Origin of the sequence: Solibacillus palustris (genome assembly GCF_022549215.1) — a bacterium.
GTDB lineage: Bacteria > Bacillota > Bacilli > Bacillales_A > Planococcaceae > Solibacillus > Solibacillus daqui.
The window spans coordinates 93343-109073 of the sequence record NZ_JAKZFC010000008.1; the positions used below are offsets into that span (position 1 = coordinate 93343).

The following is a 15731-nucleotide window of genomic DNA, read 5'->3' on the forward strand; positions in this document are numbered from 1 at the left end:
AGTGAGGTTGATTGTAAATGGAGTCTAAATGGTCAAAGATTATTATCCATGCGAGTGCGTTTTTCGCGCCGTTTATAGTGCCGATTCTATTTTTCCTAATAAGTTCTGAAGATGAAGTAAAACGTATAGCAATGCAAGCGTTATTATTCCAAGTAGTATTTGGTGTTTTAATTGCCATTGCGGGCGTGTTATCGTTCGTGTTAATTGGATTACCATTCTTCTTAATATTTATAGCAATCTTTTGGATTGCTCCAATCATTGGCATTGTCAAAGCTTTATCAGACAAAAATTGGAATTATCCAATTGTAGGTCGCTGGATTTAATTTGATTCAGCGGGGTATGGATTAAAAGGCTGTGGGGAAAAAGTTCCCCGCAGCTTTTTTACATTTTTGGGGATTTATTTGAAGTGATTAGGGAAAAGTATTTTGAGAGTGATTATTTGAATTCAAAAAACAGCTATTGTATATTTAAGTCAAAGATAGTCAAAGTCAGTTGTTGAGAGGTGAGGACAGCATGAGGAATATATCTGACATAATTGAAGGGTATTTGAAGGAAGTTATTGAATTAGATGGAAAAGGACATATTGAAATAAAGCGTAATGAATTAGCGAAGCAGTTTGCTTGTGCACCTTCACAAATCAATTACGTCATTAATACACGTTTTACGACAGAGCACGGTTATTTTGTAGAAAGTAAGCGTGGTGGTGGGGGCTATATTCGGATTTTGCGTGTAACGATCCACTCAAAGAAAAACTTATTAGACGAAATGGAAGAGCAAATTGGTGAAACGATTGCACAAGCAAACGCGGAACGCATACTTTATCGTTTATTAGACGAAGATATTGTAAGTGAACGAGAGGCAAGTATTATGAGAGCTGCACTAGATCGTACAACATTACGACTAGGTTTACCAATCCGTGATGAAGTGCGAGCCCGCTTATTGCACGCGATGCTACAAACGATTTCTTTTGAAAAATAGAGGTGTTTTATCATGATATGTGAACATTGCAAACAACGCCATGCCAATGTAACGGTGACACAAATACAAAACGGTCAACAGATGGAGCGACATTATTGCGACGTGTGTGCTGCACAGTATCATCCGTTTCAATTTGAAATGAAAGAAGAGCCCGCATCATTACAGCAGCTCATGACGAACTGGTTTAATTTTGTGCCAATCTTAAAAAAAGAAAATGTAGCGGGGAGCACGGCAAAAACAAAAGCGTGCCCAACGTGTGGCAATACGTATCGTCAGTTTTTAAAGCAAGTAAAATTCGGTTGTGGTGATTGTTACAAAACATTCAGTGAACAGCTACCACAATTACTAGAAAAAATCCAAGCAGGTACGAAGCATGTAGGCTATGTTGAAGAAACGCACTTAAAAGAAAAAATCAATCAGCAAATAAGTGAACTTCGCACATTGCAACAGCAAGCTATTACAGAAGAACGTTTTGAAGATGCTGCAAAATTACGTGATGACATTCGAGCACTCGAAAGTAAAGTCGAGCAAGGAGAGGAACATGCATGAACATTGAGCATTTTTTAACGAATGCCAATCCAAGTTGGATGCAATACGAAAGCGATTCAGATATCGTCATTAGTACGCGCATTCGACTTGCTCGAAATATTGCGAACGTTCGATTTCCAATTAGCTTTACAGAACAAGATGCCGAACAAATAGAACACCAGTTAATGAATGCATTATTAGCGATAAATCGTGAGAATCCAAACCGATTTTCGTATTTTAAAGTGAAAGATATGCCGCATTTACAGCGCCAAATATTAGTTGAAAAGCATTTAATCAGCCCGAATTTAGCGCGTCGTCAAAAAATTGGGGCGTTTTTTTTAACAGAAGACGAGTCGATTAGCATATTAGTAAATGAAGAAGACCATATTCGTATTCAAAGTTTGGCACAGGGGATGAATTTGCAGCAAGCATATGCAGAAGCCAAAAAAGTAGACCGCTACTTAAGTAAGTCTATTGCTTACGCTTATGAAGATCGTTATGGCTATTTAACAAGCTGTCCTACGAATGTTGGAACCGGTTTACGTGCTTCGGTAATGCTCCATTTACCTGTGTTAACAATGACCAAACAGATGAATGCATTAATTCAAATGATGACAAGATTAGGAATGGTCGTAAGGGGTATATATGGGGAAGGTAGTGATAATTTGGGTAATGTTTACCAAATATCTAACCAAATCACTTTAGGGAAATCCGAAGAAGTTATTTTGCAGGAACTTGAAAAAGTTGTCGAGCAAATTATTCAAAAAGAGCAATTAGCCCGCAAAAATTTACTGTTGCGTGCACCTGCTGTTTTAGAAGACCGTTTAAGTCGTTCGCTAGGTACGCTAAAATATGCCAAAATTTTAACGAGCGAGGAAGCGGCAAGTTGTTTATCGAATGTGCGTCTTGGAGTAAGTTTAGGATTACTTGAACCAATCTCACAGCGCAAGTTAAATGAATGTATGTTAATTATGCAACCAGGGCTTATTCAGCAGTATGCCGGAGCGACACTTCAGTCAACTGAACGTGATATGTACCGCGCAAAGCTATTACAAGAAAAATTGAATGAACAAACAAGTAATAATGGGGAAAAAGGAGAGGATTCTTATGATGTTTAATCGATTCACACAGCGTGCTCAAAAAGTGTTACAACTTGCACAAGAAGAGGCCATTCGCCTAAAGCATAAAGAAATTGGAACAGAGCATATTTTACTTGGGCTAATTCGAGAAGGTGGCGGCATAGCAGCTAAGGCGTTAGAAGCGATTAATATTAGCCCACAAATGATTGAATCAGGTATTGAAGAGCTCGTGGGTAAAGGTACAGAAGAAGTGGGGCCGATTGTACACTATACACCGCGTGCGAAAAAAGTAATCGAATTATCATTAGATGAGTCGCGCAAACTAGGTCATGCTTATGTTGGAACAGAGCATATTTTACTGGCATTAATTCGAGAAGGTGAAGGGGTAGCAGCACGTGTATTAGCCAATACAGGTGTGAGTATTAATAAAGCGCGTCAGCAAGTGTTATTATTACTCGGTAATAACGACACGAATAGTAACGGTGGTTCAGTGTCAACACAGGCAGTGAATACACCAACATTAGATAGCTTAGCGCGCGACTTAACGGCAGTAGCACGTGAAGGTTCACTTGACCCAGTTATCGGCCGTTCAAAAGAAATTACACGTGTTGTGGAAGTATTATCACGACGCACAAAAAACAATCCAGTATTAATCGGGGAACCAGGCGTTGGTAAAACAGCAATCGCAGAAGGTTTAGCACAACAAATCATCAATAATGAAGTACCAGAAATTTTACGTGATAAACGCGTAATGACATTAGATATGGGGACAGTTGTTGCGGGTACGAAATATCGTGGTGAATTCGAAGACCGTCTGAAAAAAGTGATGGATGAAATTCGCCAAGCAGGCAATATCATTTTATTCATCGACGAGCTTCACACATTAATCGGTGCTGGTGGTGCAGAAGGTGCAATTGATGCATCAAACATTTTAAAACCGTCACTAGCTCGCGGAGAATTACAATGTATCGGTGCGACAACGTTAGATGAATACCGTAAATACATCGAAAAAGATGCTGCATTAGAGCGTCGTTTCCAACCGATTCAAGTAGATGAGCCGTCAGTCGAAGAAACCATTCTAATTATTAAAGGTTTACGTGATCGTTATGAAGCACATCACCGCGTGAAAATATCAGATGAAGCAGTAGAAGCAGCGGCAAAATTATCAGACCGTTACATTTCAGACCGTTTCTTACCTGATAAAGCAATCGATTTAATCGATGAGGCTGGCTCTAAAGTACGTTTACGTTCGTACACAGTGCCACCAAACTTAAAAGAACTTGAGAATAAATTAGAAGGTATTAAATCTGAAAAGAATGCAGCTGTATCAAGTCAAGAGTTTGAAAAAGCAGCGGCGCTCCGCGATTCAGAGCAAAAAGCAAAACAAGAATTAGAACAGCTGAAAAAAGAATGGAAAGAAAAACAAGGCAAAGAAGAATCAACAGTTTGCGTGGATGATATTGCACAAGTTGTAGCAATGTGGACAGGAATTCCAGTTTCGAAAATTGCACAAGAAGAATCTGCAAAACTATTAAATCTTGAAGAAGAATTACACAAGCGTGTAGTTGGTCAAAGTGAAGCGGTTGAAGCGATTTCTCGTGCGATTCGTCGTGCGCGTGCTGGGCTCAAAGATCCAAAACGTCCAATCGGATCATTCATCTTCTTAGGTCCAACAGGTGTAGGGAAAACGGAGCTAGCACGTGCATTAGCTGAAGTAATGTTTGGCGATGAGGATGCAATGATTCGCGTTGATATGTCTGAATACATGGAGAAACATTCTACTTCTCGTTTAGTTGGTTCACCTCCAGGCTATGTAGGCTTCGAAGATGGTGGTCAGTTAACAGAAAAAGTTCGCCGTAAGCCATATTCAGTTGTGTTATTAGATGAAATTGAAAAAGCGCATCCAGATGTGTTCAACATTTTATTACAAGTGTTAGAAGATGGTCGCTTAACAGACTCAAAAGGGCGCGTTGTCGATTTCCGTAATACGGTTGTGATTATGACATCAAACGTCGGTGCAGAGGCATTGAAATTCCGTAAGCATGTAGGTTTTGGGGCAGAAGATGTTGCTTCGAAAAACAAAAATGCGAAAGGAACAATGCTAGAAGAATTGAAAAAAGCATTCCGTCCAGAGTTCTTAAACCGTATTGATGAAATGATTGTGTTCCACTCATTAGAAAAAGAGCACTTAAAAGAAATCGTCTCATTAATGGCAAATTCATTGACGAAACGCTTAAAAGAGCAAGATATCCAATTAAAGTTTACAGACTCAGCGTTAGAAAAAATTGCAGAGGAAGGCTATGATCCACAATATGGTGCGCGTCCATTACGTCGTGCATTACAAAAAAATGTGGAAGACCGTCTATCTGAAGAGCTGTTAAAGGGCACGTTAGACAAATCGCAAACAGTCGTATTAGATTACACAAATGATGAGTTTGTCGTAACAACAGCAGTAAAAGTAGCAAACTAATTCAAGCGAGGTGAGCAGCAAGCTCACCTCGTTTTTTTTTGATCAATTACGCTTCGGTGTAATTGTGTCGAGATTTTTTTCGAGTTTGCTCGAAAAATTCCTCTAAAAATCTGTGACATCCGCCAAGGACATTGGGCCAACACGACGTTGGTCACTTAGACTTTGCCGCACGACGAGGTGCTCTTAGCCTAAGTTCATCTATTAAGTTTGGGTTTGAAAACTCTCTGCATAATGAACATTCTTGGCATTTATCCCCCACTTATAGAAATGGAGAACTTCTGTACCTGTCGCTTTGCATATGGTACAAAAATAATTTGCTGAAGCAAGTTAAAAAGACAGTTTCAACGATTAGCTAGGTGAACGGCTATGCAATCGTGTACAATAGAAAATAAGAACAAACATTCGAAGGGGTTAAAGATATATGGCAAAAAAGAAATCGAAATTTATGTGTAGTAGCTGTGGCTATGAGGCAGCAAAATGGATGGGGCGTTGTCCGGGCTGTGGTGAGTGGAACACGATGAATGAAGAAATCGAAGTCATTTCCAAAGGGCCACGCGGAGCATTCCAACATTCATCGACTACAACAAAGGCGACGCCAATAATTCAAGTTGAAGCACAGGAAGAAACACGCATCGTCACACAAATGGATGAATTTAACCGTGTACTTGGTGGCGGAATTGTGCCTGGCTCACTCGTATTAATCGGTGGTGATCCGGGTATCGGTAAGTCAACGTTACTCCTTCAGGTATCGGCATTATTATCAAACCAAGGCATGCGCGTATTATATATTTCTGGTGAGGAATCGGTACGTCAAACGAAGCTACGAGCAGAACGTTTAGGTGTCAAATCCCCGGAGCTCTATATTTATTCAGAAACGAACTTAGAATTTTTAAATCAAACAATTGAAGAAGTTCAACCGAAATTTGTGATTGTCGATTCGATTCAAACAGTGCATCATCCAGAAGTTACAAGTGCACCAGGAAGTGTGTCGCAAGTACGAGAATGTACGGCAGAGCTAATGCGAATCGCGAAAACGAAAAATATTGCGATTTTCTTAGTTGGTCACGTAACGAAAGAAGGACAAATTGCGGGTCCACGTATTTTAGAGCATATGGTAGATACAGTGCTTTACTTTGAAGGTGAACGTCATCATAATCATCGTATTTTACGCAGTCAAAAAAACCGATTTGGTTCGACAAATGAAATTGCGATTTTTGAAATGCTACAAGGTGGGTTGAAGGAAGTATTAAATCCGTCCGAGTTGTTTTTACAAGAGCGTTCACAAGGTGCTCCAGGTTCGACGATAGTAGCCTCAATGGAAGGTACGCGCCCAATTTTAGTTGAAATTCAGTCGCTCGTTACGCCAACGAGCTTTAATTATCCAAAGCGCATGGCGACTGGTGTCGATCAAAACCGTGTGCAGTTACTGATGGCCGTACTTGAAAAACGCATGGGCATGATGCTTCAGGCACAAGATGCGTATATTAAAGTAGCAGGCGGTGTAAAGCTAGACGAACCAGCAATTGATTTAGCGGTTTTAACGAGCATTGTTTCAAGCTTCAAAGATCAAGCAGTAAATCCAACTGACTGCTTTATTGGTGAGGTTGGATTAACGGGTGAGGTACGCCGAGTCTCTCGTATTGAACAGCGTGTGCAAGAAGCTACGAAATTAGGGTTCCGTCGTGCGGTCATTCCAGCATCAAATATTGGTGGATGGGACTTTCCGGAAGGTATTCAAGTAGTAGGTGTCGAAACAATTAGTGACGCATTACGTGCATCTTTTAGGGATCTATAACGTTCTATAAAAAAGGAAGTTCACTTTTTGAGCGAACTTCCTTTCGATATATACCTGAAAAAATAAGTCGGCCTTAATGAGCTTTTACGTCGTTAGATTTTTTCTCGAATGCTTCCTTCTTGAAAATACCGAATGGACGACCAAGTGGTAAGAAGTTGAAGCCAAAGTGTTTGTTTAGTACGTTTGCGCCAGCCCCATAGAATGATAATAGGGCAATGATAAATTCAGAGTAGGCAGCTAATAAGTGCATACCGTGCTCCATAATACCAAATGAGCTTAATGCTAAACCGACAAATAGGAAATCAATCATAACGAAGATTGCAAATAAAACTTTGTTTGTTTCTGCTGCACCAATCGTCATAAATAGGGTAAAGATTAAGTAACCTAGATACACAACCCCAAGTTGATGTGTATCTACTGAAGCTTGTAATGCTTCACCGAAAACACCTGCTTGGATGAACCAAGTCATCCCAACGCCCATCCAGAATAAACCGTACGCGCCAAATGCAGTTGTACCAAATGTATTATTATGCTTCGAGTCTAAAACCGATGCGTAAAACTGTGCGATACCACCTAAGAAAATCGCCCAAGGAATAACTAAACTTACACCTTCTGTCCAACCTAGTTTTTGAGTTGAAGCAACGAATGTTACAATGGCTAAACCGAATAAACCAATAGCCGATGGATCAGCGGTAGAAATTTTTATTTCTTTTGTTGAATTCAAAACGTATTCTCCTATCTCAGGGTGTTTTTTTCCTGTTATATGCGGATAATATACTAAAATAACAATATAAACTAGAGGTTGGTATAATTTTGAAGGAAGTTAGTCATTATCAAAAAGATATAATGCAAATTTAACAAAAGTTTTATTCGAAAAAAGCGCTCGAATTTAGAGAATAGTTCAATGAAATAGCTTATTTTGTTATAAGGTAGATAAAAATGTTTTTTCCTGTTGTAGTACACAAATGAGTGCTGTTTTTCGCAACAAATGAGGGTTGTATGTATAATTATTATATGGAGGTGAATTGTATGTTAAAGAAAGTAATTCAAGTAGCATTTTTATTTATCGGTGGAGCATTAGGCCTGATTTTCTTACCGCCATTATACGAATTTATGAATTTATCATCCCATCCTTGGCTTAATAATCCATATTTTAGTGTTGCGATAGGTGCTGCTCTATTATTCGTATTATCGTTTGCGTTATCGGATTACTTTGTAAAGCTGATTACGTGGTCAGAAGAAAAGCTATTTAAATTGCCCGCTTCAGATTTATTGTTCGGTACACTTGGCTTAATCGTCGGTTTAAGTGTGGCGACATTAGCCGGTGTAGCGATTAATCAAATGAATATCCCAATTATTACTTCGATTACCTCGGTAGTCCCAGCGATTTTATCGATTATTCTTGGTTATTTAGGATTCCGTTTAGGTTTTACAAAGCGTGAAGAGCTATTACAGATGTTTTCTGGTAAATCTTCTAAGAAACGGATTGGAGATGCGCCTGGAAAGGATGCAGATATCCAAGAGCAATATAAATTATTGGATACAAGTGTCATTATTGATGGCCGTATTGCAGATATTTCGGCAACAGGCTTTGTTGAGGGGATTTTAGTCGTACCGCAATTCGTATTAACGGAGTTACAGCATATTGCTGATTCGTCCGATACGTTAAAACGTACGCGTGGTCGACGGGGGTTAGATATTTTAAAACGTCTACAAGATGAGCGTGCATCTACTGTATTAATTACAGAAATTGACTTTGAAGATGTATCAGAAGTAGATTTAAAATTAGTGCGTTTAGCGAAAAAGATGGACGCCAAAATTTTAACGAATGATTTCAATTTAAACAAAGTATGTGATTTGCATCGTGTGGAAGTGTTAAACATTAATGATTTAGCCAATGCGGTGAAGCCAGTCGTTATTCCGGGTGAGGATATGCAAGTTGTCGTCATTAAAGAAGGTAAGGAGCATAACCAAGGTGTTGCTTATTTAGATGATGGTACAATGATTGTTGTTGAGGGTGGTCGAAGTTATATTGGTCAGGTAATTACAGTATCGGTAACGAGCGTACTGCAAACGTCAGCAGGCCGTATGATTTTCGCCAAGCCAAAAGAGGATTAGGAAGTGAAGCATTTTGCGTTATGAAGTCGTTTTGCCAGCAGCAGGAAGCGGAAAGCGTATGGGTGCCGGGCAAAATAAATTATTTTTAACATTAGTCGACAAGCCCATTTTAGTGCACACATTACTTGTCTTTGAAAGTGATGAAAACTGCTCAGGTATTTGGCTTGCGGTAAAAGATGAAGAGCGAGCGTTTGTTCAGTCATTGTTAGCAAATTACAATATTACAAAAGTAAAAGGCTTACCTACTGGTGGAGCAGAACGTCAGCATTCGGTACATTCGTGTATCAAGGAAATGCAAGCAGTTGAAGTGGTGCTTGTCCATGATGCTGCACGTCCGTTTATTACATTACCAACGATTACGGAACTGACAAATGTCGCCTATCGTAAAGGTGCGGCTATTGCCGGTGTACATGCGAAGGATACGATGAAAGTTGTTGAACATGGTTTGATTAAAGAAACGGTAGATCGTGAATCGCTTTGGATGATTCAAACACCACAAGCATTCCGATTTGATTTGTTAGCCCAAGCAGAAGATGTTGCTGAGAAGGTTGGCTTTTTAGGGACGGATGAGGCGATGCTTGTGGAACGATTAGGGCATGATATTCATATTGTTGAAAGCAGCTATGAGAACGTCAAAATGACCACGCAGGAAGATTTAATTTTCGGTGAGGCTATTTTAAATCGCCGAAAGCAAATCATTTAATAAAAATACCTTGAAAAATGTGAATGTTTTTTCAAGGTATTTTAGTTTGCTTCAGCAAATTCTTTTTGTACCACGCGTAAAGCGACAGGTACATTCATCCCCCATTTCTAAAAGTGGGGGATGAATGCCAAGTATGTCCTTCACTCAAAGGGAAAAAACCTGTTCGCAATTACGCCTTAGCGTAATTGATTGTCAATTTGTTACGAAATGTGCTTTTTCACAAGAAGTTGATTATACTAGAACTAATGAGATTACGAGAAAGAAGGTGAAGGCTAGCTTTATTAGTTTAAGCTAGCGGATATATGTTTCGAATTGGGCAAGGTTTTGACGTTCACGAATTTGCAGAAGGACGTCCATTAATTTTAGGCGGTATTACCATTCCACATGAGCGTGGATTATTAGGGCATTCAGATGCAGATGTATTACTACACACAGTAACAGACGCAGCACTAGGCGCAATCGGTGAAGGTGATATCGGACGTCATTTCCCAGATACAGATCCAGAATGGAAAGATGCGGATTCAGCGAAATTACTATCGTACATTTGGAAAATGGTTGAGGAACGAGGTTATAAATTAGGTAATGTGGATTGCACGATTATGGCACAACGCCCAAAGATGGCACCGTATATCGAGCCAATGCGCAATCGTATTGCAGAATTGTTAAATGCCGACTCATCACAAGTCAATGTGAAAGCAACGACAACTGAAAAACTAGGTTTTGTTGGTCGTGAAGAAGGGATTGCCTCAATGGCAACAATACTTTTAGTAAAAGCCTAATCAAGAAGGTGTGCGTCACATTTCGACGTGCACCACTTTTATTTAACAACTTCAAGTGGTAAAATGAACAAAGTTAAAAGGGTCGATTTTATTTGACGCTTAAATTTAGGAGGCAATATTATGACGAAACCAGTTCGCGTTCGTTATGCACCATCGCCAACAGGATTTTTACACATCGGTGGCGCACGTACAGCTTTATTCAACTATTTATATGCTAAGCACCATGGCGGTACTTTCGTAGTACGTATTGAAGATACAGATATCGAGCGTAACGTAGAGGGCGGCGAAGCTTCTCAGTTAGATAACTTGCGTTGGTTAGGTATTACACCAGATGAGTCTATTGACATCGGTGGTCCATACGCACCATACCGACAAATGGAGCGTTTAGATATTTATAAAGAACACGCTGACAAATTATTAGCAGAAGGCAAAGCATATAAATGTTTCTGTTCTTCTGAAGAATTAGAAGCATCTCGTGAAACGCAAAAAGCACAAGGCGTAGCTGCACCAGCTTATGATGGTAAATGCCGTCACTTAACTGCAGAAGAAGTAGCTCAAAAAGAGGCTGCTGGTATTGCTCATACAATTCGTATGCGAGTTCCAGAAGGCGTTACGTATAAATTCAATGACTTAGTTCGTGGGGATGTATCATTCGAATCGAAAGATATTGGGGATTGGGTATTAGTAAAAGCTAATGGTATTCCAACTTACAACTATGCTGTAGTGTTAGACGATCACTTCATGGAAATTTCACATGTATTCCGTGGGGAGGAGCATTTATCAAACACGCCAAAACAAATGATGATTTTTGATGCATTTGGCTGGGAGTATCCACGCTTCGGTCATATGACATTAATCGTTAATGAAGACCGTAAAAAATTATCAAAACGTGATGAATCGATTATCCAATTCATTACGCAATATAAAGACCTTGGATACTTACCAGAAGCAATGTTTAACTTCTTCGCGTTACTTGGCTGGTCTCCAGAAGGTGAAGAAGAAATCTTCTCACATGATGAGTTCGTCAAAATGTTCGATGAAAAGCGTTTATCAAAATCAGCATCTATGTTTGATAAAACAAAGCTTACTTGGATGAATAACCAATACATCAAAAAATTACCACGCGAAGAGGTTGTGGCGTTAGCATTACCACACTTACAAAAAGCTGGACTTTTACCGGAAGAATTATCTGCCGAACAACAAGCTTGGGCGTCTGACTTAATCGGTCTTTACCATGAGCAAATGAGTTTCGGTGCAGAAATCGTTGAGTTATCGAGCCTATTCTTCACAGAAGAAATTTCATATGATGAAGAAGCGAAAGAAGTATTAGCTGGTGAAACTGTTCCAACAGTAATGGCTGCATTTAAGGCACAATTAGAATCATTAGAGTCATTTGACGCAGCTTCAATTAAAGCGGCAATTAAGGCTGTTCAAAAAGAAACGGGTGTAAAAGGTAAAGGCTTATTCATGCCAATCCGTGTTGTGACAACAGGTCAAACACACGGTCCAGAATTAGCAGATGCGATTGCCTTAATCGGTAAAGAAAAGGCGATTGTACGTGTAGGGAAATTTTCCGTTTAATTGCTTTTTCGAATAAACAAATTGATTGATTTTTTAAAAAATAAATGTACAATAAATGTACAATTTATTATAACGTTAACACGTCGAGAGGGAGAAGTACGCAGCGCATACCTTTTAGAGAGGATCATCACCGGCTGAAAGTGATCTAGGTCAAGGCAAAGCAGAAGTGCACCTTCGAGTATTTAATTGAACTAATAGTAGGTTAAATCGCCTTGTCCTCGTTACCGGACTTTCAAGTGGAAGAAACATGTAGCTTTCTTCAACCAGAGTGGAACCGCGCGTATTATGCGTCTCTGTCATCCTATTTAGGTGGCAGAGGCGTTTTTTTTTTTTTTTTTTCTAAAAAGAAAAAAGAGAGAGGGCAAGAGCATGTTTAAACGAATAAGGGAAGATATCGATAATATTTTTGAAAATGACCCGGCAGCACGTAGCGTATTTGAAGTTGTATTAACGTATTCGGGCTTACATGCCATTTGGTCACATCGAATTGCGCATTGTTTTTTCAAACGTAAATTTTTCTTTGTTGCACGTGCCATTTCTCAAATTAGTCGATTCTTTACCGGTATCGAAATTCACCCAGGTGCAAAAATTGGGCGCCGATTTTTCATTGACCACGGTATGGGAGTCGTGATTGGTGAAACATGTGAAATCGGCAACGATGTTACGCTCTATCAAGGAGTGACACTTGGTGGTACGGGTAAGGAAAAGGGGAAACGTCACCCAACGTTAGAAGACGGGGTATTAGTTGCGACGGGAGCGAAAGTACTGGGCTCGATTACTATTGGTGTAAACAGTAAAATTGGCGCGGGCTCAGTTGTCTTAAAAGAAGTGCCGCCAAATGCAACTGTTGTTGGGATTCCGGGTAAGGTTGTTATGATTGACGGCGTTCGGACAGAAGCGAAAAAGTTCGATCACCAAAACATCCCTGACCCAGTCGGTGATCGCTGTGATTCATTAGAAAAAACACTTGAACAATTACAGCAAGAAATTGCAAACTTAAAAAAGGAGCAATGATTATGAGCATTCAAATTTTTAATACATTAACACGACAAAAAGAGGCATTCGTGCCATTAGAAGAAGGCAAAGTAAGCATGTATGTATGCGGACCGACCGTATACAACTACATTCATATTGGGAATTCACGTCCAGTTATCGTCTATGATACAGTGCGACGCTATTTGCAATACGCAGGTTACGATGTAAAATTCGTATCAAATTTTACAGACGTTGATGACAAAATTATTAAAGCGGCAAATGAGTTAGGTGAGGAAACATCAGCATTAACAGAGCGTTTTATCGCGGCGTATTTTGAAGATATTACAGCATTAGGCTGCAAAAAAGCAGATGCACATCCACGTGTAACTGAGCATATGGACGATATTATTGAGTTTATTCGAGTGCTAATTGACAAGGGCTATGCATATGAATCTCAAGGCGATGTTTACTACCGCACACGTAAGTTTAATGGCTACGGAAAATTAAGCCAACAATCTGTTGATGATTTAAAGGTCGGGGCACGTATTGAGGCGGGCGAGAAAAAAGAAGACCCATTAGATTTCGCACTATGGAAAGCGGCAAAGCCAGGAGAAGTGAAATGGGATTCACCATGGGGAGCTGGGCGTCCAGGTTGGCATATTGAATGTTCAGTAATGGCACGTGAGCACTTAGGTGATACAATCGATATTCACGCTGGTGGGCAAGATTTAACATTCCCACATCATGAAAACGAAATCGCGCAATCAGAAGCGCATAATGACAAAACATTTGCGCGTTACTGGATGCATAATGGGTATATTAATATCGATAACGAAAAAATGTCGAAGTCTTTAGGTAACTTTATTTTAGTTCATGACATTCGCCAACAAATCGACCCACAAGTACTCCGTTTCTTCATGCTATCTGTACATTACCGTCATCCAATCAACTTTGCGCAAGATTTAGTGGAAGCCGCGAAAAATGGTTTAGATCGTATCCGTACATCTTATGCGAACGTAGAGCACCGATTAGCTTCATCTGCAAGTTTGGGAGATAATAGTGAAGAATGGATTGCAAAGGTGAACCAAGCAAAAGTTGATTTCGAGCTAGCGATGAACGATGACTTCAACACGGCAAATGCGATTTCAGTATTATTCGAACTATCTCGTATTGCTAACGTCTACTTAAACGAAGCAAATACGGATAAAGCTGTGCTACAAGCTATCTTGACGATGTTCGATACAATTGGTGGTGTATTAGGGATTCAAGTAAAAGTAGAGGCTGGTTTACTTGATGAAGAAATTGAAGCGTTAATCGAGAAACGTAATGCAGCGCGTAAAAATCGTGATTTTGCACGTTCAGACGAAATTCGTGATCAATTACTTAGCATGGATATCGTATTGGAAGATACTCGTCAAGGGACGCGCTGGAAACGAGGCCAATAATGCAATCATCTCATGAAATAAAGCAATTAAATGCATTGGCACTTGCCTATATGGGCGATGCCGTGCTAGAACAACGCATTCGCAAGCATTTAATTTTATTAGGTCGTGCAAAGCCACATACATTGCACAAAGAAGCCACAAAGTATGTATCAGCAAAAGCGCAAGCAAATATTGTACACCGAATGATTGATGAAAATTTTTTAACAGAAGAGGAACAGGCGGTATTTCGTAGAGGACGTAATGCGAAATCCGGCTCTGTTCCTAAAAATACAGACGTACGCACATATCGTAATAGCTCGGGCTTTGAGGCGGTATTAGGCTATCTATTTTTATGTGAAGAGCTAGCGCGGGCAAATGAAATTATCGACTATGCAATTGTTATTGTAGAGCAGTCAAAAGGAGTGTAATTATGGCGGAAAAAAGACAACGAGATCGAAATCATAAAGCGCCACGTGATTTTAAAGGCCGTGACAAAAAGCCGGCCTTTAAAACACAAGAGAAAAAACAGCCGGACAAGCCGCAAAATGCTCCCGAAGTAGTAAATGGGGAAATGATTGCAGGTAAAAATCCAGTACTTGAGGCATTACGTTCTGGGCGTGAAATTAACAAAGTATGGATTGCTGAAGGTGTAAAGAAAACAGGGATTCAAGAATTAATCGATTTAGCAAAAGAACAAGGTGTATTAGTGCAATTCGTTCCAAAGCAAAAGATTGATAAATTAGCAGATAATCACCAAGGAATTGTCGCTTCTGTCGCGGCGTATGATTATGCAGAGCTAGATGATTTATTTGTTGTCGCCAAAGCAAAAAATGAAGACCCATTTTTCATCATTTTAGATGAGTTGGAAGACCCGCATAACCTAGGGTCCATTATGCGTACAGCAGATGCAATTGGTGCACATGGGATCATTATCCCGAAACGTCGCGCGGTAGGTTTAACAGCTGTTGTAGCTAAAGCTTCAACAGGCGCAATTGAACATGTTCCTGTTGTTCGTGTGACAAATTTAGCACAAACAGTAGATGAGCTAAAAGATCGCGGTGTATGGATTGCTGGTACAGACGCGAAAGGTTCTCAAGATTATCGCAAAATGGATGCAACATTGCCGCTAGCTTTAATTATTGGTAGTGAGGGTAAAGGAATGAGCCGTCTATTAAATGATAAATGTGATTTCTTATACCATTTACCAATGATCGGTCATGTAACATCGTTAAACGCTTCAGTTGCGGCAGCGCTACTAATGTACGAAGTGTACCGTAAACGCCAAGAAGTAAACGGCTAAT

Annotated in this window: 15 protein-coding genes and 1 other annotated feature; of the genes, 14 read left to right on the forward strand and 1 reads right to left on the reverse strand. The window is 39.8% G+C overall.

Annotation, left to right across the window (positions count from 1 at the left end):
* Positions 1-17: 17 nt before the first annotated feature.
* From LZ480_RS16820 to radA, 6 genes are all read left to right on the forward strand, one after another.
* A complete protein-coding gene (locus LZ480_RS16820; RefSeq protein ID WP_241370707.1) occupies positions 18-323 on the forward strand; it encodes a DUF4870 domain-containing protein in 306 nt (101 codons plus the stop codon).
* Between the two features lie 190 nt (positions 324-513).
* Complete coding sequence (locus tag LZ480_RS16825; RefSeq protein WP_241370708.1) at positions 514-978, forward strand: CtsR family transcriptional regulator; 465 nt, start codon at positions 514-516, stop codon at positions 976-978.
* Between the two features lie 12 nt (positions 979-990).
* Positions 991-1527: a UvrB/UvrC motif-containing protein gene (locus tag LZ480_RS16830; protein ID WP_241370709.1), complete on the forward strand. Its 537-nt coding sequence runs from the start codon at positions 991-993 to the stop codon at positions 1525-1527.
* Complete coding sequence (locus tag LZ480_RS16835) at positions 1524-2624, forward strand: protein arginine kinase (RefSeq protein WP_241370710.1); 1101 nt, start codon at positions 1524-1526, stop codon at positions 2622-2624. Before LZ480_RS16830 ends, LZ480_RS16835 begins: the two co-directional genes overlap by 4 nt.
* Positions 2614-5055, forward strand: a complete 2442-nt coding sequence (locus LZ480_RS16840) for an ATP-dependent Clp protease ATP-binding subunit (protein ID WP_241370711.1) — start codon at positions 2614-2616, stop codon at positions 5053-5055. The genes LZ480_RS16835 and LZ480_RS16840 overlap by 11 nt, the downstream gene beginning before the upstream one ends.
* Positions 5056-5476: 421 nt before the next feature.
* Positions 5477-6850: a DNA repair protein RadA gene (gene radA / locus LZ480_RS16845; RefSeq protein WP_241370712.1), complete on the forward strand. Its 1374-nt coding sequence runs from the start codon at positions 5477-5479 to the stop codon at positions 6848-6850.
* A gap of 73 nt (positions 6851-6923) precedes the next feature.
* On the opposite strand, the gene LZ480_RS16850 is transcribed toward radA, so the two are convergent.
* Positions 6924-7574, reverse strand: a complete 651-nt coding sequence (locus LZ480_RS16850; RefSeq protein WP_241370713.1) for an acetate uptake transporter — start codon at positions 7572-7574, stop codon at positions 6924-6926.
* Between the two features lie 305 nt (positions 7575-7879).
* Between LZ480_RS16850 and LZ480_RS16855 the strand changes: the two genes are divergently transcribed.
* The 8 genes from LZ480_RS16855 (at position 7880) to rlmB (ending at position 15730) form a co-directional block, all read left to right on the forward strand.
* Positions 7880-8968, forward strand: a complete 1089-nt coding sequence (locus LZ480_RS16855; RefSeq protein WP_241370714.1) for a PIN/TRAM domain-containing protein — start codon at positions 7880-7882, stop codon at positions 8966-8968.
* A gap of 13 nt (positions 8969-8981) precedes the next feature.
* Positions 8982-9671: a 2-C-methyl-D-erythritol 4-phosphate cytidylyltransferase gene (ispD, locus tag LZ480_RS16860; protein ID WP_241370715.1), complete on the forward strand. Its 690-nt coding sequence runs from the start codon at positions 8982-8984 to the stop codon at positions 9669-9671.
* A 302-nt stretch (positions 9672-9973) separates the two neighbouring features.
* Complete coding sequence (gene ispF, locus LZ480_RS16865; protein WP_241370716.1) at positions 9974-10450, forward strand: 2-C-methyl-D-erythritol 2,4-cyclodiphosphate synthase; 477 nt, start codon at positions 9974-9976, stop codon at positions 10448-10450.
* A 120-nt stretch (positions 10451-10570) separates the two neighbouring features.
* Entirely contained in the window at positions 10571-12031 is a 1461-nt protein-coding gene (gene gltX / locus LZ480_RS16870; protein ID WP_241370717.1) for a glutamate--tRNA ligase, read from the forward strand.
* Positions 12032-12105: 74 nt separating this feature from the next.
* Positions 12106-12329: a binding site (T-box leader), on the forward strand.
* A gap of 71 nt (positions 12330-12400) precedes the next feature.
* Positions 12401-13045 carry a serine O-acetyltransferase EpsC gene (epsC, locus tag LZ480_RS16875; protein WP_241370718.1) on the forward strand — a complete coding sequence of 215 codons (645 nt, stop codon included), beginning with the start codon at positions 12401-12403 and terminating at the stop codon, positions 13043-13045.
* Between the two features lie 2 nt (positions 13046-13047).
* Positions 13048-14451, forward strand: a complete 1404-nt coding sequence (gene cysS / locus LZ480_RS16880) for a cysteine--tRNA ligase (RefSeq protein ID WP_241370719.1) — start codon at positions 13048-13050, stop codon at positions 14449-14451.
* On the forward strand, positions 14451-14858 hold the full coding sequence (locus LZ480_RS16885) for a Mini-ribonuclease 3 (protein ID WP_241370720.1): 408 nt from the start codon (positions 14451-14453) through the stop codon (positions 14856-14858). Before cysS ends, LZ480_RS16885 begins: the two co-directional genes overlap by 1 nt.
* 2 nt (positions 14859-14860) lie before the next feature.
* A complete protein-coding gene (rlmB, locus tag LZ480_RS16890; RefSeq protein ID WP_408641634.1) occupies positions 14861-15730 on the forward strand; it encodes a 23S rRNA (guanosine(2251)-2'-O)-methyltransferase RlmB in 870 nt (289 codons plus the stop codon).
* The last annotated feature ends 1 nt before the right edge of the window (position 15731 follow it).